The sequence below is a fragment of the Methylibium sp. Root1272 genome (assembly GCF_001425905.1).
GTDB lineage: Bacteria > Pseudomonadota > Gammaproteobacteria > Burkholderiales > Burkholderiaceae_C > Methylibium.
In genome coordinates this window covers 35,328-55,975 of record NZ_LMDY01000003.1, presented here as the reverse complement: position 1 = coordinate 55,975, position 20,648 = coordinate 35,328, and the positions used below count along the sequence as shown (strand labels likewise).

General features: G+C 70.5%; 21 protein-coding genes. 6 read left to right on the top strand and 15 right to left on the bottom strand.

What is annotated here, in order from left to right; genetic code table 11:
• Positions 1 to 76: 76 nt before the first annotated feature.
• Positions 77 to 886 carry a glycosyltransferase family 2 protein gene (locus ASC67_RS04370; protein ID WP_056315530.1) on the top strand — a complete coding sequence of 270 codons (810 nt, stop codon included), beginning with the start codon at positions 77 to 79 and terminating at the stop codon, positions 884 to 886.
• Positions 883 to 1,815, top strand: a complete 933-nt coding sequence (locus ASC67_RS04365) for a DUF6492 family protein (protein ID WP_156466656.1) — start codon at positions 883 to 885, stop codon at positions 1,813 to 1,815. Before ASC67_RS04370 ends, ASC67_RS04365 begins: the two co-directional genes overlap by 4 nt.
• Here ASC67_RS04365 and ASC67_RS04360 read toward each other — a convergent pair.
• From ASC67_RS04360 to ASC67_RS04325, 8 genes are all read right to left on the bottom strand, one after another.
• Entirely contained in the window at positions 1,812 to 2,807 is a 996-nt protein-coding gene (locus tag ASC67_RS04360) for a glycosyltransferase family 2 protein (RefSeq protein ID WP_056315525.1), read from the bottom strand. The two genes, ASC67_RS04365 and ASC67_RS04360, sit on opposite strands and share 4 nt — an antisense overlap.
• Positions 2,804 to 3,790, bottom strand: a complete 987-nt coding sequence (locus ASC67_RS04355; protein WP_056315523.1) for a glycosyltransferase — start codon at positions 3,788 to 3,790, stop codon at positions 2,804 to 2,806. Before ASC67_RS04355 ends, ASC67_RS04360 begins: the two co-directional genes overlap by 4 nt.
• Entirely contained in the window at positions 3,787 to 4,569 is a 783-nt protein-coding gene (locus tag ASC67_RS04350) for a class I SAM-dependent methyltransferase (RefSeq protein ID WP_056315521.1), read from the bottom strand. Before ASC67_RS04350 ends, ASC67_RS04355 begins: the two co-directional genes overlap by 4 nt.
• Positions 4,566 to 5,564: a GDP-mannose 4,6-dehydratase gene (locus ASC67_RS04345; protein ID WP_056315770.1), complete on the bottom strand. Its 999-nt coding sequence runs from the start codon at positions 5,562 to 5,564 to the stop codon at positions 4,566 to 4,568. Before ASC67_RS04345 ends, ASC67_RS04350 begins: the two co-directional genes overlap by 4 nt.
• A 59-nt stretch (positions 5,565 to 5,623) precedes the next feature.
• Complete coding sequence (locus ASC67_RS04340) at positions 5,624 to 6,721, bottom strand: glycosyltransferase (protein WP_056315520.1); 1,098 nt, start codon at positions 6,719 to 6,721, stop codon at positions 5,624 to 5,626.
• A complete protein-coding gene (locus tag ASC67_RS04335) occupies positions 6,718 to 7,764 on the bottom strand; it encodes a glycosyltransferase family 9 protein (RefSeq protein WP_056315518.1) in 1,047 nt (348 codons plus the stop codon). The genes ASC67_RS04340 and ASC67_RS04335 overlap by 4 nt, the downstream gene beginning before the upstream one ends.
• A complete protein-coding gene (gene msbA, locus ASC67_RS04330) occupies positions 7,761 to 9,533 on the bottom strand; it encodes a lipid A export permease/ATP-binding protein MsbA (protein ID WP_056315516.1) in 1,773 nt (590 codons plus the stop codon). The genes ASC67_RS04335 and msbA overlap by 4 nt, the downstream gene beginning before the upstream one ends.
• A 113-nt stretch (positions 9,534 to 9,646) precedes the next feature.
• Positions 9,647 to 10,408, bottom strand: a complete 762-nt coding sequence (locus tag ASC67_RS04325) for a 2OG-Fe dioxygenase family protein (RefSeq protein ID WP_056315513.1) — start codon at positions 10,406 to 10,408, stop codon at positions 9,647 to 9,649.
• A gap of 134 nt (positions 10,409 to 10,542) precedes the next feature.
• Between ASC67_RS04325 and ASC67_RS04320 the strand changes: the two genes are divergently transcribed.
• From ASC67_RS04320 to ASC67_RS04305, 4 genes are read left to right on the top strand one after another with little or no spacing between them, the layout of a single operon-like run.
• Positions 10,543 to 11,028: an aminoacyl-tRNA deacylase gene (locus ASC67_RS04320; RefSeq protein ID WP_056315767.1), complete on the top strand. Its 486-nt coding sequence runs from the start codon at positions 10,543 to 10,545 to the stop codon at positions 11,026 to 11,028.
• A gap of 31 nt (positions 11,029 to 11,059) precedes the next feature.
• Positions 11,060 to 11,692: a glycerol-3-phosphate 1-O-acyltransferase PlsY gene (gene plsY, locus ASC67_RS04315; RefSeq protein ID WP_056315511.1), complete on the top strand. Its 633-nt coding sequence runs from the start codon at positions 11,060 to 11,062 to the stop codon at positions 11,690 to 11,692.
• Entirely contained in the window at positions 11,689 to 12,048 is a 360-nt protein-coding gene (locus ASC67_RS04310) for a RidA family protein (protein ID WP_056315509.1), read from the top strand. The genes plsY and ASC67_RS04310 overlap by 4 nt, the downstream gene beginning before the upstream one ends.
• A 21-nt stretch (positions 12,049 to 12,069) precedes the next feature.
• The gene (locus ASC67_RS04305) at positions 12,070 to 12,444 is read left to right on the top strand and encodes a glutaredoxin family protein (protein WP_056315507.1); all 375 of its coding nucleotides are present in this window, start codon (positions 12,070 to 12,072) and stop codon (positions 12,442 to 12,444) included.
• Positions 12,445 to 12,465: 21 nt separating this feature from the next.
• Here ASC67_RS04305 and ASC67_RS04300 read toward each other — a convergent pair whose 3' ends face one another.
• From ASC67_RS04300 to recJ, 7 genes are all read right to left on the bottom strand, one after another.
• The gene (locus ASC67_RS04300) at positions 12,466 to 13,089 is read right to left on the bottom strand and encodes an L-threonylcarbamoyladenylate synthase (RefSeq protein WP_056315505.1); all 624 of its coding nucleotides are present in this window, start codon (positions 13,087 to 13,089) and stop codon (positions 12,466 to 12,468) included.
• A gap of 42 nt (positions 13,090 to 13,131) precedes the next feature.
• Positions 13,132 to 14,034, bottom strand: coding sequence for a 3',5'-nucleoside bisphosphate phosphatase (locus tag ASC67_RS04295; protein WP_056315504.1), 903 nt, complete (start codon positions 14,032 to 14,034; stop codon positions 13,132 to 13,134).
• A 7-nt stretch (positions 14,035 to 14,041) separates the two neighbouring features.
• Positions 14,042 to 15,427 carry an ATP-binding protein gene (locus ASC67_RS04290; protein WP_056315501.1) on the bottom strand — a complete coding sequence of 462 codons (1,386 nt, stop codon included), beginning with the start codon at positions 15,425 to 15,427 and terminating at the stop codon, positions 14,042 to 14,044.
• Entirely contained in the window at positions 15,424 to 16,101 is a 678-nt protein-coding gene (locus ASC67_RS04285; protein ID WP_056315499.1) for a response regulator, read from the bottom strand. Before ASC67_RS04285 ends, ASC67_RS04290 begins: the two co-directional genes overlap by 4 nt.
• Positions 16,102 to 16,131: 30 nt before the next feature.
• Positions 16,132 to 17,244, bottom strand: a complete 1,113-nt coding sequence (locus tag ASC67_RS04280) for a PQQ-dependent sugar dehydrogenase (RefSeq protein ID WP_056315497.1) — start codon at positions 17,242 to 17,244, stop codon at positions 16,132 to 16,134.
• Positions 17,245 to 17,352: 108 nt separating this feature from the next.
• On the bottom strand, positions 17,353 to 18,426 hold the full coding sequence (locus ASC67_RS04275) for a PQQ-dependent sugar dehydrogenase (RefSeq protein WP_255353662.1): 1,074 nt from the start codon (positions 18,424 to 18,426) through the stop codon (positions 17,353 to 17,355).
• Between the two features lie 444 nt (positions 18,427 to 18,870).
• Positions 18,871 to 20,640 (bottom strand): single-stranded-DNA-specific exonuclease RecJ, encoded by a 1,770-nt coding sequence (gene recJ, locus ASC67_RS04270; RefSeq protein ID WP_056315494.1) that lies wholly within the window; start codon positions 20,638 to 20,640, stop codon positions 18,871 to 18,873.
• Positions 20,641 to 20,648: the final 8 nt, after the last annotated feature.

The following is a 20,648-nucleotide window of genomic DNA, read 5'->3' as shown; positions in this document are numbered from 1 at the left end:
TGCGGGGCCGCTGCATCCGGCCGGCGGCGGCGGCACGAGCGCCTATCATCCGGGCCGACGCGACTCCGCCCCTGCCATGCTGCCCCGTTCCAGCCGCCGCACGACCGTCTCGGTCATGATGATCGTCCGCGACGAGGCCGACCGGATCGAGGCCTGCCTGCAGTCGGTGGCCGGCTGGGCGAGCGAGATCGTCGTGCTCGACAGCGGCAGCACCGACGGCACGACCGACATCGTGCGCCGCTACACCGACAAGCTCTGGGTCACCGATTGGCCGGGATACGGCCCGCAGCGCAACCGTGCGCTCGACCACTGCAGCGGCGAGTGGGTGCTGTCGATCGATGCCGACGAGGTGGTGACGCCCGAACTGCGCGACGAGATCGACCGCGTGCTCGACGAACCGGGGCGCGACTTCACCGTGCTCAAGATGCCGTGGAAGACCTATTTCTTCGGCCGCCCGTTGAAGTACGGCCGCTACACCTCGCCGCAGGCCAAGCTGTTCCTGCGCGAGGGGGTGCGCTACCGCGAACACCAGGTGCACGAGTCGCTGCTGATGCCGCGCCGGAAGGACCGCGTGCTGAAGGCGCCGCTCGAGCACTACTCGTGGCGCAGCTACCAGCATGTGCAGGAGAAGCACCTGAAGTACGGCTGCCTGCTGGCAGAGCAGAAGTTCGCCAAGGGCCACCGCGGCAACCTCGCGTATGCGGCGCTGCGCTTCGTGACCGACTTTCTCCAGCAGTACCTGCTGCGCGGCGGCTTCCTCGACGGCAGCCGCGGCTTCCTGATGGCCGTGATCCTGGGGCAGTACGCGTTCCACAAGTACGCGGCGCTGTGGGCGCTGGAGGCGGATGCCGCGACGTCGCCACGCAGGCCGTCGTCGGTGCCATGACGGAGGCGCCGCCGCGCGTCGCGCTGCTGACGCCGACCTACCGCGCCGACCTGCAGCGCTTCGGCCTGCTGCGCGAGGCGCTCGACGCCTTCGGCTGCGACTGGCCGCACCTCGCGGTGGTGCAGACCGAGGACCTGCCGCTGTTCCGCAACGCGTTGGGCACGACCCGGGTCGAGTGGATCGCCTCGGCCGAGGTGCTTCCCGCCGAGGTCGAGGCCACGCGGCGGCGCCTGTCGGGCTGGCCGGACGGCTACCGCAAGTTGCGCCGCAGCCTGGCCAAGCGCTTCGGCTGGTTTCCGGACGCGGCCAGCGACGGCTGGCACGTGCAGCAGATCGTCAAGCTCGCGGTGCCCGCGATCGGGCCGCACGAGGCCTGCGTGGCGCTCGACTCCGACGTGCTGCCCACCATGCCGCTGCGCGCCGAGCACTACCTGCACGACGGCCGGGCGGCCTTGATGATCGAGCACCGGCCCACCTTCGCGCATTGGGCCGATGCCGCCGCGCGCATGCTGGCGCTGGCGTCCGAGACGGTGCGCCCGGTGAACTTCGTCGCCTGGCCGTTCGTGTTCCATCGCGACACCGCGCGCGGCCTGCACGCTCACCTGGCACAGGTGCATGGTGGGCGCCCATGGTGGCGCAGCCTGTTGGGTCAGCGACCGGGCGAACTGTCGGAGTTCACGCTCTACGGCGCCTATGCGCAGTTCATCGAGCGAGGCCGCCACCACTTCGAGAGCCCGGCGAACACCGCGACGCGCTTCGTCATCACGCAGCAACAACGTGACCAGGCGGCCGCGCTGGTCGAGGCGGCGTTCGACGATCCGGCCGCGCGCTTCGTGCTGCTGCAGGCCAGCCGACGCTGGCCGGTCGAACCGCTGGTGCCGCTGATCCGGCGACGGCTGCAGCAGGCCGCGGCCCGGGCGCCGCGCTAGCGGCGGCGTGGCCGCAGCAGGCGGCCCAGTGTGTCGTAGGTCGCGTTGATGCGCCAGGCTCCGGGCACCTGCTGCGCGGCCCGCCACAGCGCCAACAGGCGGGCCGGCCGAGGGCGCGAGTGGTCGTCCTGCAGCGCCCGCAGGGTCTGCCGCCACTGCAGCGCCGCCAGTGCGGCGCGAGCATCCGCATGCAGGGCCTGCAGGTCGGGGTCGTCGAGCAGACGCATCAGCAGCGTCTGGTGCTCGGCACTGAAGCGTTCGGCGTCGGCGAGCGACTTGGAGGCGCCGTGCAGCCGGAACCACGCCAGCGTGCGATCGCTGTACTGCACGCGCGGGAAACGCTGCGTGTAGCGGATCAGCAGGTCGAGGTCGAAGCGGTAGTGCAGCGTCGCGTCGATGCCGGTCTCGCGCAGCGCTGCGGTGCGGTACCAGATGCCCGGTTGGTGCCAGCGCGTGCGCGACTCGATCGGCAGGCGCACCAGGTCGCGCGCTGTCAACGCGCGGCTGGTGCGCAGGCGGTCGAGCCGGTGCTCGCTGAAGTTCTGCGTGCAGCCGCCGAACAGGTCGGCCTCGCGCACGCGAGCCACCTCCCACAGTGCGCCGGGGGCCAGCAGGTCATCGGAATTGATCCAGTTGAACCATTCGCCGCCGGCGCGTGCCAGGCCCTTGAGGAGGGCATCGACCTGGCCACCGTCGCGCTCCGACACCCAACTGGTCAGCCACGGTGCGTAGTGCCGCAGGATCTCGACCGAGCCGTCGTTGCTGCCACCGTCGATCACGTGGTAGTCGAGCGCCGGGTAGCCCTGTTCCAGTACCGAGCGAATCGTCGATTCGAGAAAGGCGGCCTGGTTGTAGGACGGCGTGACGATGGTGATGCGTGGCAGATCGGCCGATGCTGCGGCGGAGGTCGGCCGGACGCTCGCGGTCGGCCACTGCGGAGGTAGACGCGCCGGCGTCAGGCGTTCAGGCAGAGGGATGCGCGCCCTGCTCACAGCCCCAACCCCGTGGCGAGTCGCCACCACAGCCGCTCTCGGCGCGGCGACGGCGCCAGCACGAACGGGCGCACCTCGGCCTGCTGCCGGTTCCAGGCGGCGGCGCCCGCGACGCTGTCCTCCCAGGCAGCCTGTCCGCGCAGGCGCCAGTCAGACAGGTCCACCGGCGCGGGGCGGTCGGGGTCGTAGAGCCAGCCGTTGCGGCCATGCACCACGTACTCGTTCATCGTCGCGCGGTCGGGCGCCAGAACGGGTTGCCCCGAGCCCATGGCTTCGAGCGTCGCCATGCCGATGCCCTCGAGTCGGCGGGGTGCGACGAACACGTCACAGTCCCGCAGCAGCGCGAGGTAGTCGGCGTGATCGAGCCAGCCCTCGATCAACTCGATGCGGTAACGCTGGATGTCTTGCGCATCGGGCCGCACGCAGGCAAGGCCAGGGTCCGGCGCGAGCCGGAGCACGACACTGTCGACCGGCTGATCGCCGATCAGGCGCTTGAGGTCGGGCCACTGCACCTGGCCGCGGTCCCACAGAAAGAGCCGCGGGTGCACACGCTCGCTGCGGCGGGGTGCCAACTGCGGCGCCGTCCAGTAGCTCAAGGACAGCGAGGGGTGGCCGCGCGCGCTGAAGACTGCGTGCGATTCTCGGCAGAAGTTGATGAACTTGAGGCCGCTGCCTTGCAACTGACGCACCCGGCTGGCGTCATGGCGCAGGTCGTCGCGCATCGGCACCCAGGTGACGTTCGGATGGCGCAGGGCGCGCAGCAGCCGGGGCTTCGGCTGGATCTGCATGAAGACGAGCGACCGGCACGTGTGCGCACGCAGCAGTGACAGCACGTCGTCCTTGGACGGGTCGCAATACAGCACCCGCGTGCCTTCGCCCGCGACCAGGTCCATGAAGAAATGCGTGCTGCACGTGCGCTGGTGGAAATCGAGGTCGATCACCACGATGTCGTGGGCCGCCGCCGGTGTCGTTCCGGCAATCATGGCGGCGCGGCTCCCGCGAGCGCATCGTGGTCGCGCTCGCGCAGCGACTTCAAACGCCAGCGCGCGATCAGGGGCGCCAGCCGGTGCACGCGCTGCAGCCTCCGCCAGCGCGCCGGGATCGGAGTGCGCGAGAACAAGTGCAACTGCCGCCCGTCGCTGGCGTGGTGGACGCCGAGCGCCCGGGCCATCCAGGCCAGCGTGCGCGACCGGAAGAAGCCGATGTGCTGACCGTGCGTGGCGCCGAGATACCACCAGTCCGGCGCAGGCGGGGCATCTGTCCGCACCAGTTCGGTCGACAACAACACCAGAGGCGCGCGCGTCAGCATCGAGCGCAGTTCGTCCAGCGGTTGCTCGAAGTGCTCGAACACCTCGAAGGCGGTGAGCAGGTCGCACGGGCCGTCGTCGGCCTCGAAGCCGCGCGCGACGAGGTTGGCACAGTACTTGTCCTGCCAGCGCGCGTCGACGCCGGCGTCTCGCAGCAGGCGCACGAGGATGCCGTAGCCACCGGCGTGATCGACCACGCGGCCCTGCAGCCGCCCGAACGCCGCGAGCGTCATCATCACGCGCCGCAGATTGCGCTGGTTGCGCCACAGGATGCCGGTGTCGACGTCATTGATCGCCGCAGAATAGGCCTGCTCCAGCCAGTGCGGCGTTTCGGTCTGGAAGTAGCCGCAGGTGCCGCAATCGTGGTAGCCGACATCATGGCCGAGCACGCGGCCGCCGTAGACGTGAGGGCTCGCCGCTCCGCACACGCGGCAGGCGATCGCTGCCTCGCTCATGCGGCCTCGGCCGCCTGACACATGGCGGTGACGACGTCGTCGGCCGACAGGCGGGGCTGCCAGCCGAGCGTCGCGCGGGCATGCGACGGATCGGCCGCGCCGTAGCGGATGTCGGAGGGTCGGAGTAGACCGGTGTCCTGCTTCACGTGCCGTTGCCAGTCGAGGCCGAAGTGCGCGAAGGCGCGCTCGACGAAGTGCTGCAGCGATACGGTGTGACCCGTCCCGATGACGAAGTCCTCCGCCTGCGGCCGTTGCAGCATGCGCCACATCGCCTCCACGTACTCCGGCGCCCAGCCCCAGTCGCGCCAGATGTCGAGGTTTCCCAGTGTGAGCGTCTCGTCGCTGCCGCGCGCGATGCGGCAGGCCGACCGCACGATCTTCTGGGTGACGAAGCGCTCGGGCCGCAGCGGCGACTCGTGATTGAACAGGATGCCGGTGCAGGCGTGCATCCTGTAGGCCTCGCGGTAGTTGGCCACCAGATTGTGGGCGCAGGCCTTGGCGACGGCGTACGGGCTGCGTGGCCGGAAGGGGGTGGACTCGTTCGCCGCCTGGCCGCCGGTGTCGCCGAAGCTCTCACTGGAACCAGCGTTGTACAGCCGCGCCGGTTGGTCGCTGAAACGCATCGCTTCGAGCAGATTGAGGACGCCGATCGCGATGCTCTCGATCGTCTCGACCGGCTGATCGAAGGACAGGCCGACCGAGGTCTGTCCGGCCAGGTTGTAGATCTCGTCGGGGCGGCTGCGGACGATGGTCTGCAGGACGCTTCGGAAGTCACTCGGTGCCATCGACACGAGCTCGCAGCGCGCGGCGATGCCGAGTGCTGCGAGGCCGCGGCGCTGCATCACGGTGGCGTCGCGCGAGGTGCCGGTGACCGTGTAGCCCTTGTCGAGAAGCAGTGCGGCGAGGTAGGCCCCATCCTGGCCGCCGATGCCGCAGATCAGGGCCCGGCGGGGGATGGCAGAGGGAGTCTCGAGTGGCGCCAAGGGATCAGACATGTTCATCGCTCCGGGCAAGCGTGCGAGAGGCCGAATTCCATGGCCACGATTGTCATCGCTCAGCGCGCTGCCGTGGCGAGGGCGGCCCGATAGACGGCGAGATTGCCGTCCACCATCGCACCCACCGAGAACTCGCCCAACACCAATTGCCGCCCGGCCGCGCCGTAGCGCGCGCGCAGCGCCGGATCGCCGAGCAGCCGCGTCAGATGCTGCGTCAGCGCCGTGGCATCGCCGGGCACGATCAGTTCTCCGTTCAGGCCCGGCCGCACGATCTCGGGTATGCCGCCGGCGCGTCCGGCGACGATCGGCAGGCCGCAGGCCGCCGCCTGCAGCAGCGCGACGCCCAGGCCCTCCATCTCGGCCGGATGCACCATCACGTCGATGCACGGCAGCACCCGCTCCAGGTCACGCCGGAAGCCGGGGAACAGCACGCGCTCGCCCAGGCCGGCCTCGCGCACCGAGTCCTGGATCGCGGTCAGTTCCGGACCCTGCCCGAACAGCAGCGTGCGGGTGCGCGGATGCGCCGCCAGCACGGCCGGCAGCGCCGCCAGCAGCGTGCGGTGGCCCTTGCGCGGAATGAATTGCGCCGCCATCGCGAGGGTGGCCTCGTCCTCCGCGAGGCCGAACTCGGCACGCAGCCAGGCGCGGTCGGCCGGTTCGGGTCGGTAGCGCTCGGTGTCGACCGCGCTGTGTACGCACACCACCTGTCCGGCCGACAGGCCTTCGCTCAGCAGCACCTGCCGGATGCCCTCGGAGATGGCGATCACGCGCGCATAGAGCCGGTACTTGCGCCGGACCCACCAGCGCGGCTCGGGGTTGTCGACCCGGCGGCTCACGAGGGCCGGCACGCCTTCGAGACGGGCTGCCAGCCCGCCCCACAGGTCACTGCCGCGCCGGCTGTGCAGGTGCACGATGTCCGGGCGCTCCTCGCGGATCAGCGCCCGCAGGCGACCGACCATGCCGACATCGAGATCGCCCTTCATGGCGATCTCGTGCACGCGCAGCGCATGCGGCCGCGCCGCTTCGGCGATCGCACTGCCTTGCGGGCAGACCAGCACAGCCTGCTCGCCGCGGGCCTTCAGGCCCTGCAGCAGGAACACCACCTGCAGCGCCCCGCCATAGAGATGCCGGCCCGACTCGACATGCAGGATCTTCACGCCGCCGGCTCCAGCAGGCGCGAGGCTTCGGCGAACACGCGATCGACCTCGAAGGCGCGCATGCAGTCGAAGCGGCCGTCGCAGGTCGGGTGACGCTGGCAGGGTGAACAGTCGAGTTGCTCGTAGAGCACCACGCTGCGCGGCGCGCGCGGATCGCGGTAGGGGCAGGTCGATCCGAACAGCGCGACGGTCGGCACCTCGAGCGCGGTGCCCATGTGCGTGAGCCCGGTGTCGACGCCGATCAGCAACGCCGCGCCCTCGATGGCGGCCACCGTTTCGTCGAGTTTCAGGGCGCCGGCCAGATCGACCAGACCGGGAACGCCGGCCGCGATGCGGGCCGCTGCCGCACGGTCGCCGGGGCCGCCGAGGAGCACGGGCACCAGCCCCGCGTCCCGGCAGCGGCGCGCCAGGGCCTGCCAGCGGTCCTCGAACCAGTGCTTCTGCGGGCGCGTCGTGAACGGGCACAGCGTCACGTAGCGCACGCCCGCAGACACGCCGGCCGCGGCCAGCCGCTCGTGGGCGCGCGCGCGTGGCGCGGCGCCGACCGCCAGGTCGAGCCGGAAGCTGCCCTCCGGCGCGCCGAGGTGCCGGGCGAGGTGGCGGTACTCGGCCCCGATCGGGCGCGGGCCGGCATCCGGCGGCGGGACCACGCGCTCGGTCGCGAGGCGGTGGCTCTGTTCGCGACCGATGAGGCTGAGTCGCCGCGGCGCACCGCAGAGCCAGGACCAGACCGCACTTTTCAGCAGCCCCTGGGTGTCGAGCGCGAGGTCGAAGCGCTGCGCCCGCAAGGCGCGGCGAAATTCGCGCAAGCGGCGCCATAGCTCGGTGTAGCGGCGCTCGCGCCACAGTTGCTGCCACTCGCCGCGCGGCCACACGATCACCTCGTCGAGCCGCGGGTTGTGCGCCAGCAGCGGGGCTGCCGCCGGCTCGACCAGCCAGGCGATGCGGGCATCGGGGTGCAGCGCCCGCAGCGCCGGGATCAGCCCCGAGGCCATCACCACATCACCGATCGCCGACAGCCGCACGATCAGGATGCGCTTCATGAATCGGCGGCCTCTCCCGCCGCCGGCAGGTCGCCGTCGGCGAACTGCAGCCGGTGCAGGCGGCTGTAGATACCGCCGCGCGCCAGCAACTCGGCATGGCTGCCGACCTCCTGGATGCGGCCCTGCTCCAGCACCACGATGCGGTCGGCGTTGATGATCGTCGACAGCCGGTGCGCGATGATCACCGTGGTGCGACCGCGCTTGAGGTTCTCGATCGCGGCCTGGACCGCGCGTTCGCTCTCGGTGTCGAGCGCCGAGGTCGCCTCGTCGAGCAGCAGCACGGGGGCGTCCTTCAACAGGGCTCGCGCGATCGCGAGGCGCTGGCGCTGGCCGCCCGAGAGGCGGGCGCCGTTCTCGCCCACCGGGGTTTGCAGGCCCTGGGGCAGTGCTCGGATGAACTCCATCGCATGCGCGGCCTCGGCCGCCGCCACGATGTCGTCCTCGCTCAGGTGGCGCTGCGCCCCGTAGGCGATGTTGGCCGCCACGGTGTCGTTGAAGAGCACGGTGTGCTGCGTCACCAGTGCGAGGTTGGCGCGCAGGTCGGCCAGCTTGAGCTCGCGCAAGTCGATGCCATCCAGGCGGATGCAGCCGGCATCCGGCACGTAGAAGCGCGGGATCAGCGCCATCATCGTCGTCTTGCCGCTGCCGGACGCGCCGACCAGGGCAACCGTCTCGCCCGGACGGATCTCGAGGTCGATGCCGGCGAGCGCATCGCGCTCGGCCTGCGGGTAGCGCAGGCGCACGCCCTCGAACTGCAGGCGGCCCTGCGCCCGCGCCAGCGAGCGTGTGCCGGTGTCGGGCTCGGCCGGCGTGTCGAGCAGTTCGAAGACGCTGGCGGCCCCGGCGAGGCCGCGCTGCAGCACCTCGTTGACGTTGGACAGGCGCTTGAGCGGCGCCAGCAGCAGCGCCATCGCGCCGAAGAAGGAGACGAAACCGCCGACCGTAATCTGGTTGTTCTGCGATTGCAGCGCCGCGTAGTAGATGATCGCCGCCAGCGCCAGCACGGCGATGCCCTGCACGATCGGGCCGTTGGCGGCAGCGGTGCTGATCACCTTCATCGTGTAGTGGCGCAGCTCGTGGGCCACGCGGGCGTAGCGTTCGGACTCGAAGGCCGCACCGCCGAACACCTTGATCTCGCGGTGCGCGCCGATCGCCTCGTCCATCACCCGCGTCATCTCGCCCTGGGTGCGCTGCTGCCCGCGGCTCAGACCCCGGAGCCGCCGGCTCACGGCGCGGATCACCCAGGCGATCAGTGGCAGCACGGTGAAGAACACCAGCGAGAGCCGCCAGTTCAGGTAGAGCATGTAGCCCAGCAGGCCCAGCACCGTGAGGCTGTCGCGCACCACGGTGATCAGCGCGGTAGTGATGAGCGGCGTGACCTGGGCGGCGTCGTAGGCCAGCTTCGAGAGGGTGGTGGCGCTGGCGTGGGCGTCGAAGTAGCTGGTCGGCAGGCTCAGCAGCTTGTCGAAGGCGCGCGTGCGCAGGTCGACCAGCATCTTGTTGGCCACGCTGTGGAGCGCCACTGTCTGGCTGAAATCGGCCAGACCCCGTACCACGAACAGCAGCACGATCAGGAAGGGCATCGCATGGATCGCCCAGGGGTCCTTGTTGACGAAGCTGCCGTCGAGCAGTTCCTTCAGCAGCGCGGGCAGCGCCGTCTCGGTGGCCGCGTAGACGACCATCGCCAGGACGCCGAGCGCGAAGATCCGCCAGTAGGGGCGAACGAAGCCGAACAGGCGGCGATAGATGTGGGAGTCGGAAGGGGTCACGGCGCAAGGTCGAAGGCGGACTGATTGTCCACGTTTCGAGCGCCCGTCCCGTCCGCAGCCGGGCGTGCGGGGCCGTGGGGTTGCGGGGCGGCGCAATCGCCCGATGCGCTCCGTCAGTCCGGCGCCTGGAAGCCGCCACTGCGGTAGGTCAGGACCAGCGTGTCCCGGTGCGCCTGGACCTCCGGGTCGACCGGCTCCAGTGGCAACAGCGGCGTGCTTTCGTGAATCACCTGCTGATCGTCGAGCAGCAGCACGGTCCAGGGCTGCTCGAGCGTGAAGCGCACACCCTGCGGGCCGGCGGCGTCGAACACCCGGGTCTCGCCGCCGCGCACGCCTTGCCGGCCGACGAACACCACCGCGACGAAGTCGACGCCGTCGCGGTGCGCACCCTCCGGCGTCGGACGCCCCACGCCTCCTGCGGTGTCGATGCGGAAGGGGTGGGCCTCGATGTACCAGCGGCCCCCCTGCGGTGCGCGCAACTTGGCGAACAGCTCACCGAGCGCGACGAGCAGGGCGCTCCACGACGGCAGGTGGATCATCTCGTTCGACAGCGGCTCGAACCAGCGCTCCATGCCGCCATGCAGCGCGTTGTAGGTGGTCGGTTGCCAGTGGGCGCGGTGCGGCACGGTCTCGAGCTGTCCGGGCTGCAGGGTCTGCATGAAGCAGCCGTGACGGCGGTAGCGGTAGTGGCCGCCGTCCTTCAGGTGCAGGTCCGGGGCCAGTTCGTCCCAGTAGGGCAGCATCACGTCGAAGGCGTCGAGCGGCATCCCGGTCAGGGTTTCCAGCGCGGTCGGCGTCAGCACGCAGAAGCCCTGGGCACGCAGGCGCTGCAGCGCCGTGGCGCGGCCGAGGGGCAGTTCGATGTCGACGTGCATGGCGATCGGGGCGGAGAAGGCGGTGGTCCGGGGAGCTGGCGCAGCAATCTAGCATGCAGTGCGCTCGTGCTCCTTCCCCAGATCGTGCGATGCGGGTCGGCGCGGCGCCGGCACCCATCGGGCAGACTTCGGGCATGAGCCGCAAAGACCACGCCAGCGAGACGCCGGCCACCGCGCTGCTGAAGCGCGAGAAGTTGGCCTACACCGAGCACCTGTACGACTACGTGGAGCGCGGCGGCACCGCCGAGTCGGCGCGCCAGCTCGGCGTCGAGGAGCATCACGTCGTCAAGACGCTGGTGATGCAGGACGAGCAGGCCAAGCCGCTGATCGTGCTGATGCACGGTGATCGCCAGGTCAGCTTGAAGGCGTTGGCGCGAGAGATCGGCTGCAAGCGCGTCGAGCCCTGCACCCCCGAGGTCGCGCAGCGCCACAGCGGCTACCTGGTGGGCGGCACCTCGCCCTTCGGCACGCGCAAGCCCATGCCGGTCTACGTGGAGGCCGGCGTGCTCGAGCTGCCGAAGATCTACCTCAACGGCGGTCGGCGCGGCTACCTGGTCGGGCTGGACCCGCGGCGCGCGGCCGAGTTGCTGGGGGCCGTGCCGGTGCGTTGCGCCGGCTGACGCCGTGGCCGGCGGCGGCAGAATACGTGCCATGGCGTCCTTCCTTCCCGTGCTTGCCGCGCTCGCGGCCTACCTGCTGGGCTCGCTGTCGTTCGCGGTGATCGTGAGCCGCGTTGTCGGCCTGTCCGATCCGCGCAGCTACGGCTCCGGCAACCCCGGCGCGACCAACGTGCTGCGCTCGGGCAACAAGGGCGCGGCGATCGCCACCCTGCTGCTCGATGCGCTGAAGGGCGCGTTGCCGGTGCTGCTGGTCGAGCACTTCGGTTCGCCCTACGGCCTGGAAGAGGGCACGGCGGCCCTGGTCGGCCTGGCCGCCTTCGTCGGCCACCTGTGGCCGGTGTTCTTCGGCTTCAAGGGCGGCAAGGGCGTCGCGACCGCGGCGGGCGTGCTGCTGGCGCTCAACCCCTGGCTCGGCCTGGCGACACTGCTGACCTTCGTGATCATCGTCGCCTTCTTCCGCTATGTGTCGCTGGCGTCCATCGTCGCGGCGGCCTTCGCGCCCTTCTACCAGTTGCTGATCTGGGGCGCCGGCCCCGCGGCCCTGGCGATCGCGGCGATGAGCCTGCTGCTTGTCTGGCGCCACGGCGCCAACATCAAGAAATTGCTCGCCGGCACCGAGAGCCGGCTGGGACAGAAGACTTCGCCTTCCAGAGGACACTCATGAGCATTCAACGTTTCGATGTCGGCACCCGCCTGTCGGAGATGGCCATCCACCGCACCGGCGAGGGCGGCACCGTCTACCTCGCCGGCCAGGTGGCCGCCGACGCCAGCCAGGACATCCGCGGCCAGACGGCCCAGGTACTGGCAGCCATCGACGCCTTGCTGGCCCGTGCCGGCACCGACAAGCGCCGGCTGCTGCGCGTGGAGATCTTCATCACCGACCTGGCCGATTTCCCGGCGCTGAACGAGGTCTGGGAGGCGTGGTTGCCGGCCGGTGAAGCACCTCCCCGCGCGACCGTCAAGGCCGCACTGGCCAAGCCGGAGTGGAAGGTCGAGATGCTGGTGACGGCGGCCTTGTGACGCGCAAGTCGGGAGTCACCCATGAATCCCACGCAGCGTAAGGCGATCAGCTGGCTGACCCTGGCGGTTGTCGCGTTGGTGGCCGGCATTGCCGCGCGGCCGGCCTGGCGGGCGTGGAAGGACCATCAGGATGTTGCGGCGACGGCCGACGTGATCGCGAATGCGAAGCCGGGTGACATCTACATGTTCTCTGCGACCTATTGCAGCTATTGCGATGTCGCCAAGCGATGGCTGGCGCTGAACAAGGTTCCCTACGAATCGTGCGAGATCGACCGCGATCCGGTGTGCGAGCAACGATTCCGTGCTCTTCCGGCCCATGCGACGCCGACGATGATCGTGCGTGGTCAGGTCCAGACGGGCTTTCGGCCCGCGCTTGTGGCGAAAGCGTTGCGCTGAGCGCGTTGCGACGCCATCAGATCAAAGACCGATCGACGTGGGGTCGCCTCGGCCGCGCCGCACCAGCACCGTCTCGTCGCCGCTGAGGTCGATCACCGTCGTCGGCTGCATCGGGCAGGCGCCGGCGTCGACGATGGCCTGCAACTGCTTCTCGAAGCGTTGTCGAATCTCGTGCGGGTCGTTGAGCGGCTCGGTCTCGTTCGGCGGGATCAGGGTGGTGGCGAGCAGCGGCTGGCCCAGCAGTTCCAGCAGCGCCTGGGTGACGGCGTGTTCGGGCACGCGCAGCCCGATCGTGCGGCGCGACGGATGCGACACGCGGCGCGGCACCTCCTTCGTCGCCTCGAGGATGAAGGTGTAGGGCCCCGGCGTGCCGAGCTTGAGCAGCCGGTACTGCCGGTTGTCGACGCGCGCGTAGTTCGCCAGCTCGCTGAGGTCGCGACACAGCAGCGTCAGGTGGTGCTTGTCGTCGACGCCGCGGATGCGGCGCAGCGACTCGGCGGCCGCTTTGTCGTCCAGATGGCACACCAGCGCGTAGCTGGAGTCGGTGGGGATCGCCGCGATGCCGCCGCCGTGCAGGATCTGCACCGCCTGCTTCAGCAGGCGCGGCTGAGGGTTGTCGGGATGGACCTCGAAGTACTGCGACATGGTCCGCTCAGTCGGCGTGCCCGGCTGCCGCGCGCTCGATGCTCACGGCTGCTGCACCCGATCGGCAATCGCTTCCCACACGGGCGTCAGCCGACCCGGCAGCCACGGCAGCGCCCCGAGGTCGGTGCGGCTTTCCTCCGGGGCGTGGAAATCGCTGCCGCGCGAGGCCAGCAGATCGAACTCCACCGCCATGTCGGCGTACTTCTCGTACTCCGCGGGGGTGTGGCTGCCCGTCACCACCTCCACGCCGCGCCCGCCGTGAGCCACGAACTCGCTGAACAGCGCGTACTCCTCGGTCGGGGTGAACTTGTAGCGGCCCGGGTGGGCAATCACCGCGGCACCGCCGGCCTGCGTGATCCAGCGCACCGCATCGCCCAGCGCCGCCCAGCGGTGCGGCACATAGCCGGGCTTGCCCTCGGTGAGGTACTTGCGGAACACGCTGTTGGTGTCGGGGCAGACACCGGCCTCCACCAGGTGGCGCGCGAAGTGGGTGCGCGAGATCAGTTCGGGGTTCCCGACGTACTGCAGCGCTCCCTCGTAGGCGCCGGCGATGCCGACCTGCGCGAGCGATGCCGCCATCTCGCGGGCGCGCGCCTCGCGTCCGCCGCGCGTGGCCGCCAGTCCGGCAGCCAGCGCGGCATCGTCGGCGTCGAAGCCGAGCCCGACGATGTGCACCGTCATCCCCGCGAAGCTGACCGAGATCTCGGTGCCGGTCAGGTAGGGCATGCCCAGCGCAAGGGCGGCGTCGCGGGCGCGCTGCTGGCCGCCGACCTCGTCGTGATCGGTCAGGGCCCACAGTTCCACGCCGTTCGTCCGCGCACGCGCGGCCAGCGCTGCCGGCTCGAGCGTGCCGTCCGACACGTTCGAGTGGCAGTGCAGATCGGCGTTGAGAAGGGCGAGGTTCACACGGTGATTGTAGGAAGCCGGTGCGGGTGACACCGGCATCGGGCTTCTAGCGACCCGCGCTCGCCGGGCCGAGCGCCTGCGGCCGCGGCGCGTTGCGGCGCAACCGCACGCGAAAGCCCGGCGCGTCCTCGCGCGGCCCCCAATCGACCGTCAGGCCATGCAGTTCCGCGATCCGTCGAACGATTGACAGCCCCAGGCCGCTGCCCGATTCCACCTGGCCCGCGGGGCGGTAGAAGCGGTCGCCGAGGCGCACCAGCAGCTCGGCCGGCACGCCGGGGCCATCGTCCAGGATGTCCAGTGTGTCCGAGCCGAAACGCAGCGTCAGGTGCCCGCCCGCGGGGCTGTAGCGCAGGCCGTTGTCGAGCAGGTTGCGCAGCATGGCGGCCAGCAGCGGTGGCGCCCCCCGTAGCGGCAGCGGCGCCGCACCCGCCGCGGGCCATTCGCAGGCCAACTCGACGTGACGGTGCTCCGCCAGCGGCAGCACGTCGGAAAGTACTTCGCCGATGAGCGCGATCCAGTCGATCTGGACCTGCTGGCTGATGCTGTCCAGATGCTCGACGCGCGACAACTGCAGCATCTGCGTCACCAGGCGGCTCAGCCGGGCCAGTCCCTGGCCGATCTTGGCCAGGGTGTCCGCGGCGGTGGCGCTGTCCGGGCTCAGGCGCGCGGCATCCCATTGCGCCTGGAGCGCTGCCAGCGGCGTTCGCAGTTCGTGCGCGGCGTCGGCCGTGAAACGGCGTTCCCGCTGCAGCAGGCCGGCGGTGCGTTCGAATTGTGCGTTCATCGCGTCGACGAGCGGGCGCAGATCCGCGGGCAGGTCGGTGCCGCGCAGCGGCTTCAGGTCGTCTGCGGCACGGCACGCCAGTTCCGCGCTCAGGGCCGCGACGGGCCGCAGCACGCGTTTGAGGCCCACCGCCATCACCAGCAGCAGCACTGGCAGCGTCAGCAGCCACGGCAGCAAGGGCCCGGCCGTCAGCGCCAGAACCAGCTCGCGGCGCTCCTTGTGGCGCTGGCCGGCGGCCACCAGCCAGCGGCCCGACGGGGAGGGCAGGTAGTACGCCCTCCAGGGTCGCTCGGCGAGCATCAGTTCCACGAAGCCCTTCTGGCCGGGCAGGTAGGGCATCAGCAGGCCTTCGCGGTCGACGAGGACCAGTCGGCCATTGCCGTCCCAGACGGCGAGCAGCAGGTCCTTCGGTTCCGCTTCCCCCTCCTTGCCGGCCAGCGGTGGCGGCATCGATGACGTGTCCGTCGGTGCGCCGAGGTTCGTGCTCGGCAGCGTCGCTTGCAGCTGCCGGGCCAGCCGGACCAGCTCGGTGTCGAACAGCTCGTTGATCTCGTGCTGCGCGCTGTAGAAGCTGACGGCCATCGCGCCGACCCACACCACCGGTGTGGCGAGCAGCAGGAGCAGCAGCAGTCGCCGGCGCAGCGTCACGCCAGCTCCTCGGCCGCCCCGAGCGCGTATCCCACACCTCGCACGGTGCGCACCAGCTTCGGATCGATCTTGCGGCGCAGGTGGTGGATGTGGACTTCGAGCGCGTTGCTCTCGATCTCCTGCTCGAAGGAATACAGCTTCTCGGTGATCAGCGATTTGGACAGGACACGCCGCGGGTTGGCCAGCAGCAGTTCGAGCAGGTCGCATTCGCGCGCCGTCAGCGCCACCGGCTTGCCGCGCCAGAGAACGGTCTTGGCCGCCGGCTGGTAGCTCAGTGCGCCGTGCTGCCAGAGGGGCTCGGGTCGGCCCTGGCTGCGCCGCAGCACCGCTCGCAGCCGCGCGGCCAGTTCGGACGTCTCGATCGGCTTGATGAGGTAGTCGTCGGCGCCGGTGTCGAGGCCGGCGATGCGGTGGTCGACGCCGTCGCGGGCGGTCAGCACCAGCACCGGCGTCGCCTGCAGGGGGCCGGGGCTGCGCCAGCGTGCCAGCCAGGCGAGGCCGTCGCGGCCGGGCAGGCCGAGATCGAGCACGATGGCGTCGTAGGGCGTGTGTGACAGAGCGGCGTCGGCCTGGGCGCCGTCGGTGAACCAGTCGACGGCGAAGCCCAGCGAGCGCAGGCCGGCGGCCAGACCATCACCGAGCAGGCGGTCGTCTTCAACGATCAGGATGCGCATGCCGCGTTCATACCACGGCGGCGGGGCTGCTCAGGGCTCGATGCGCCAGACCCGGCCGTCACTGCCGTCGTCGCTCAGCAGGTACAGGAAGCCGTCCGGACCCTGGCGCACGTCGCGCACACGCAGGTCGAGTTCGTGGCGGTGCTCGCGCACGACCCGCGTGCCGTCGAGTTCGAGCCGCGCCAGCCCGCGGGCCTTCAGGGCGCCGATCAGCAACTGCCCGCGCCAGGCCGGATAGCGGTCGCCGCCGACGAATGCCATGCCGCTTGGGGAGATCGACGGTACCCAGGTCGTCAGCGCCGGCACGACGTCGGCGCGTGTCTCGCCGTCGCCGATCTTCATGCCGGTGCCGTACTCGCGCCCCTGGGTGATGACGGGCCAGCCATGGTTGGCGCCGCGCGTGGCGATGTTGAGCTCGTCACCGCCTTGCGGGCCGTGCTCGTGCACCCACAGCGCGCCGCTCGCCGGGTGCAGCGCAGCGCCCTGGAGGTTGCGGTGGCCGTAGCTCCAGATCTCCGGCAGGGCGCCGGGCTGCTTCACGAAGGGGTTGTCGGGCGGCACGCCACCGTCGTCGGTGATGCGTACGACCTTGCCGTGGTGGGTGCTCAGGGTCTGGGCGTCGTCGCGCCGGCTGTAGCGGTCACCCAGCGTGACGAACAACGTGCCGTCGCGCGCGAACACGAGCCGCGAACCGAAGTGTGCGTTCGAGTCGACCTTCGGTGCCTGCCGAAACACCACCTGCACATCCTTCACCGCCAGTGCTGCGAGGTCGAGCCGACCGCGCGCGACCGCGGTGCTGTTGCCGCTCTGGCCTGCCGGCGCCGGCTCCGCGTAGCTCCAGTAGACCCACTGGTTGCGCTCGAAACCGGGATGCAGGGCCACGTCGAGCAGACCGCCCTGGCCGCGCGCCACCACCGGAGGCAGACCCTGGATCGGCGCCGACACCTTGCCGTCGCGTTCGACCACGCGCAGGCGGCCGGGGCGCTCGGTGACGAGCATGCGGGCTTCCTTCTCGAAGCCGGGAAGGAAGGCGATGGACCAGGGGTTCTGCAGCCCGACAGCGAGCGGCGTCAGGCGGAGCGCCTGAGCCGAGGCCAACGGACCGAAAACAGCGAGCACGAGAGTGACGAGCAGCGTACGCATGGCAAAGGATCGGGCGGCAGGCGGCTAAGGCCGATGCCGTCACCATACCGAAGTCTGCCCGTCGACCCTCTCGCGGGGCTGTTGTGTCGTGGGCCGGCTTCGCGCGCTTCAGGGGCGATCGATGCGGATCAGCTTACCGCTGTCGGTCAGCAGGTAGATCCAGCCATCAGGACCTTGGCGCACCAGGCGCACCCGCTCGCCCGACAGGCCGCTGATCGACAGCAACTCGCGCGACGTCACGGCGTTGCCGTTCAGCACCACGCGCCACACTCCCTGATCCGTCCCCAAGGCACCGAGCAGCGCGTTGCCCTGCCATTCCGGGAAGCCGCTGCCCGTGTAGAACATCAGGCTCGACGGTGCGATCGACGTTGGGCCCCAGTACGTGGCGGGCTCGGTGTAGTTTGGCGCATGCGCACCACCGCCGATTCGGCACGTGCTGTTGTTGCCGCCAGGATAGGTCGCATCGTAAACGCAGCCGTAACTGACCAGCGGCCAGCCGTAGTTGCCGCCGGATGTGACGCGGTTCAACTCGTCTCCACCTTGCGGTCCGTGTTCGGTGACCCACAGATCGCCGGTTGCCGGGTTGATCGCCGCGCCCTGGGGGTTGCGGTGGCCGTAGCTCCAGAGCAAGCCTGCTGCGGCTCCGCTGCCGAGGCTCGGGTTGCCCGCGGCGGACGAACCGTCGCGCTGGATGCGCACCACCTTGCCGCGGGTCGTGGTGAGGTCCTGCGCGAACAGCGCTGCACGCGTGGCGGTCAGGTTCTTGGAGTCGTAGGTCTGCCGCTCACCGAGCGTGACGAACAGCGTCTTGTCACTGCGGAAGGCGAGCCGCGAGCCGTAGTGATTGTTTGCCGTCACCTTCGGGCTCTGACGGAAGATCACAGTGAGGTTCTGCAACGCGTTGCCCACGAGTTGCGCGCGGGCCACGGCTGTGCCTGCGGGGTTCGAGCCGCTGCCGGAGCCGGTTTCCGAATAGGTGAAGTACACCCAGGGGCTGGTGGCGAAGTCGGGGTCGAGTGCGACGTCGAGCAGCCCGCCCTGGCCGTCGGTGGCAACCGACGGCACGCCCGTCACGTTGACCTTGCTACCGCCGCTGGCGCTGACGATCACCATGCTGCCGCTCTTCTGCGTGATCAACATGCGACCGTCAGGCAGAAAAGCCATGCCCCAGGGTCGCGACAGACTGCTGTTGATCGTCGTTGCGCGGGGTGGTGTTGCCGGGCTGGCGGGGGGCGACCCCGCAGGGGGAGATCCAGCGGGCGGAGACCCGGCTGGAGGGGACCCGGCTGGCGGAGACGGCGTCGTGGTCGGCGGCGCGGGGGCGTCGTCCCCACCGCCTCCGCCGCCGCAGGCCGTCGCCAGGCACAGGGCTGCTGCGGCCCAGAGCAGTTGGAGAGGCGCCGGTGCAGGGCGCAAAGCTGTGGACGGGCGCGCTGCGTCAGAAGAAACTTCGTGGTTCCGGTCACTGATGTGCATCATGGTCTCCTCGCGGCCAGCGCGTCTCGCGTCGGCAGGCCCGACCCTGGCCAGCCCTCAACGCATCGAAGATGATGACACTTTGGGCCCGCAGGACATTGCAGGATGTAGCCGGGAGATCGTGTCAGACAACGCCGCCCGGACATCTCCCTAGGAGATCGATTTGCCGCCAGGCTCCGAGGCCGCCTCGACGATCATCTGCACCCGCTGCCGCCCGTTGTACTCATCGACCCGCAACTGGTAGGCCAGCGTCACCTGCTCGGCCACCGGCTCGCTGTGGCCGAACCAGATGGCGTCGCGCAGCGCGCCGCCGTGGCGCACGGCGAGTTTCAGGTGCTTCTCGCCGACCAGCCGCTGCGAGACCACCTCGACGCGGTCGCAGAACACCGGCGGCTCGAAGGCCTGGCCCCAGACCTGGGCTTCCAGCACCCGTACCGTGTCGGCGGTGAAATGCTCGGCGCCCAGCGGCCCGTCGGTGCGCAGCGTGCGCTGCAGCGCCGCGGCGTCCAGCCATTCGCCGGCCACCTGGACCAGCGCGCGCTCGAAGTGGCCGAAGTCGGCCTCGGCCAGCGTCGCACCAGCCGCCATCGCGTGGCCGCCGAAGCGGCGCAGCAGCCCGGGGTGGCGCTTGCTGACGAGGTCGAGCGCATCGCGCAGGTGAAAGCCGGGGATCGAGCGGCCGGAGCCCTTCAGCAGGCCGTCCTGGCCGCGCGCGAACACGAAGGTCGGGCGATGGCTGCGGTCTTTCAGGCGCGAGGCGACGATGCCGACCACGCCCTCGTGGAAGCCGGGGTCGTAGATCGCCAGCGCGGGCGGCGGGTCGCCGCCCCCGGCCGCGTGGTTGTCGCGTGCGACCAGCGCCTCGAGCATCGCTTCGGCCTGCTCGCGCATCCCGCTCTCGACCTCGCGGCGCTCGCGATTGATCGCATCGAGCTGCTGCGCGAGTTCCGCCGCGCGGCCGGCGTCGTCGGTCAGCAGGCACTCGATGCCCAGTGTCATGTTCTCCATGCGGCCGGCCGCGTTGAGGCGCGGTCCGAGCGCGAAGCCGAAATCGAAGCCGCTGGCGCGCGCCGGGTCGCGCCCCGCCGCGTCGAACAGCGCGCGCACGCCCGGCTGCATGCGGCCGGCGCGGATGCGCCTGAGCCCCTGTGCGACCAGGCGGCGGTTGTTGGCATCGAGCTTCACCACGTCGGCCACGGTCCCCAGCGCCACCAGGTCCAGCAGCGTGTCGAGTTTGGGTTGTGCGGTGGCCTCGAACGCGCCGCGCGATCGCAGTTCGCCGCGCAGTGCCAGCAGCACGTAGAACATCACGCCGACGCCAGCCAGCGCCTTGCTCTCGAACGGGCAGCCGGGCTGGTTGGGGTTGACGATCACGTCGGCCGCCGGCAGCACGACGCGGTCGTCCAGCAGCGCCGGCAGGTGGTGGTCGGTCACCAGCACCTGCAGGCCGCGGGCCTTGGCGTGCGCCACGCCCTCGAGGCTGGCGATGCCGTTGTCCACCGTCACCAGCACGTCGGGCGCCTGGCCGCCGAACACGCCGAAGGCCAGGTCGACGATCGCCGGCGTGAGCCCGTAGCCATGCACCTGTCGGTCGGGCACCACATAGCCCAGCGTCTCGGGCGCGGCGCCGAGCAGGCGCAGTCCGCGCAGCGCCACCGCACAGGCGGTCGCGCCATCGCAGTCGTAGTCGGCGACGACGACGATGCGCCGGCGCTGCTGCATTGCATCGGCCAGCAGCCGCGCCGCGTCGGCCGCTCCTTGCAGCGCAGTGGGCGGGATCAGCAGGGCGAGCGAGTCGTCGAGCTGCTCGGCTGCGGTGATGCCGCGCGCCGCGAACAGCCGCGCGAGCAGCGGGGACACGCCGGCCTGTTCGAGCGACCAGGCGGTGCGGGGCGGGACATCGCGGACGATGATCTGCATGGGTGGGC

Bases quoted from the DNA above. Each gene is read 5' to 3' on its own strand.
- ASC67_RS04295 (WP_056315504.1), bottom strand. From the start codon at position 14,034: ATGCCGGTGTCACCCGCACCGGCTTCCTACAATCACCGTGTGAACCTC.
- plsY (WP_056315511.1), top strand. From the start codon at position 11,060: ATGGCGTCCTTCCTTCCCGTGCTTGCCGCGCTCGCGGCCTACCTGCTG.
- ASC67_RS04335 (WP_056315518.1), bottom strand. From the start codon at position 7,764: ATGAAGCGCATCCTGATCGTGCGGCTGTCGGCGATCGGTGATGTGGTG.
- ASC67_RS04285 (WP_056315499.1), bottom strand. From the start codon at position 16,101: ATGCGCATCCTGATCGTTGAAGACGACCGCCTGCTCGGTGATGGTCTG.
- ASC67_RS04325 (WP_056315513.1), bottom strand. From the start codon at position 10,408: ATGCACGTCGACATCGAACTGCCCCTCGGCCGCGCCACGGCGCTGCAG.
- ASC67_RS04355 (WP_056315523.1), bottom strand. From the start codon at position 3,790: ATGATTGCCGGAACGACACCGGCGGCGGCCCACGACATCGTGGTGATC.
- ASC67_RS04280 (WP_056315497.1), bottom strand. From the start codon at position 17,244: ATGCGTACGCTGCTCGTCACTCTCGTGCTCGCTGTTTTCGGTCCGTTG.
- ASC67_RS04350 (WP_056315521.1), bottom strand. From the start codon at position 4,569: ATGAGCGAGGCAGCGATCGCCTGCCGCGTGTGCGGAGCGGCGAGCCCT.
- ASC67_RS04365 (WP_156466656.1), top strand. From the start codon at position 883: ATGACGGAGGCGCCGCCGCGCGTCGCGCTGCTGACGCCGACCTACCGC.
- ASC67_RS04300 (WP_056315505.1), bottom strand. From the start codon at position 13,089: ATGTCGCAGTACTTCGAGGTCCATCCCGACAACCCTCAGCCGCGCCTG.
- ASC67_RS04305 (WP_056315507.1), top strand. From the start codon at position 12,070: ATGAATCCCACGCAGCGTAAGGCGATCAGCTGGCTGACCCTGGCGGTT.
- ASC67_RS04370 (WP_056315530.1), top strand. From the start codon at position 77: ATGCTGCCCCGTTCCAGCCGCCGCACGACCGTCTCGGTCATGATGATC.
- ASC67_RS04320 (WP_056315767.1), top strand. From the start codon at position 10,543: ATGAGCCGCAAAGACCACGCCAGCGAGACGCCGGCCACCGCGCTGCTG.
- ASC67_RS04345 (WP_056315770.1), bottom strand. From the start codon at position 5,564: ATGTCTGATCCCTTGGCGCCACTCGAGACTCCCTCTGCCATCCCCCGC.
- ASC67_RS04310 (WP_056315509.1), top strand. From the start codon at position 11,689: ATGAGCATTCAACGTTTCGATGTCGGCACCCGCCTGTCGGAGATGGCC.
- recJ (WP_056315494.1), bottom strand. From the start codon at position 20,640: ATGCAGATCATCGTCCGCGATGTCCCGCCCCGCACCGCCTGGTCGCTC.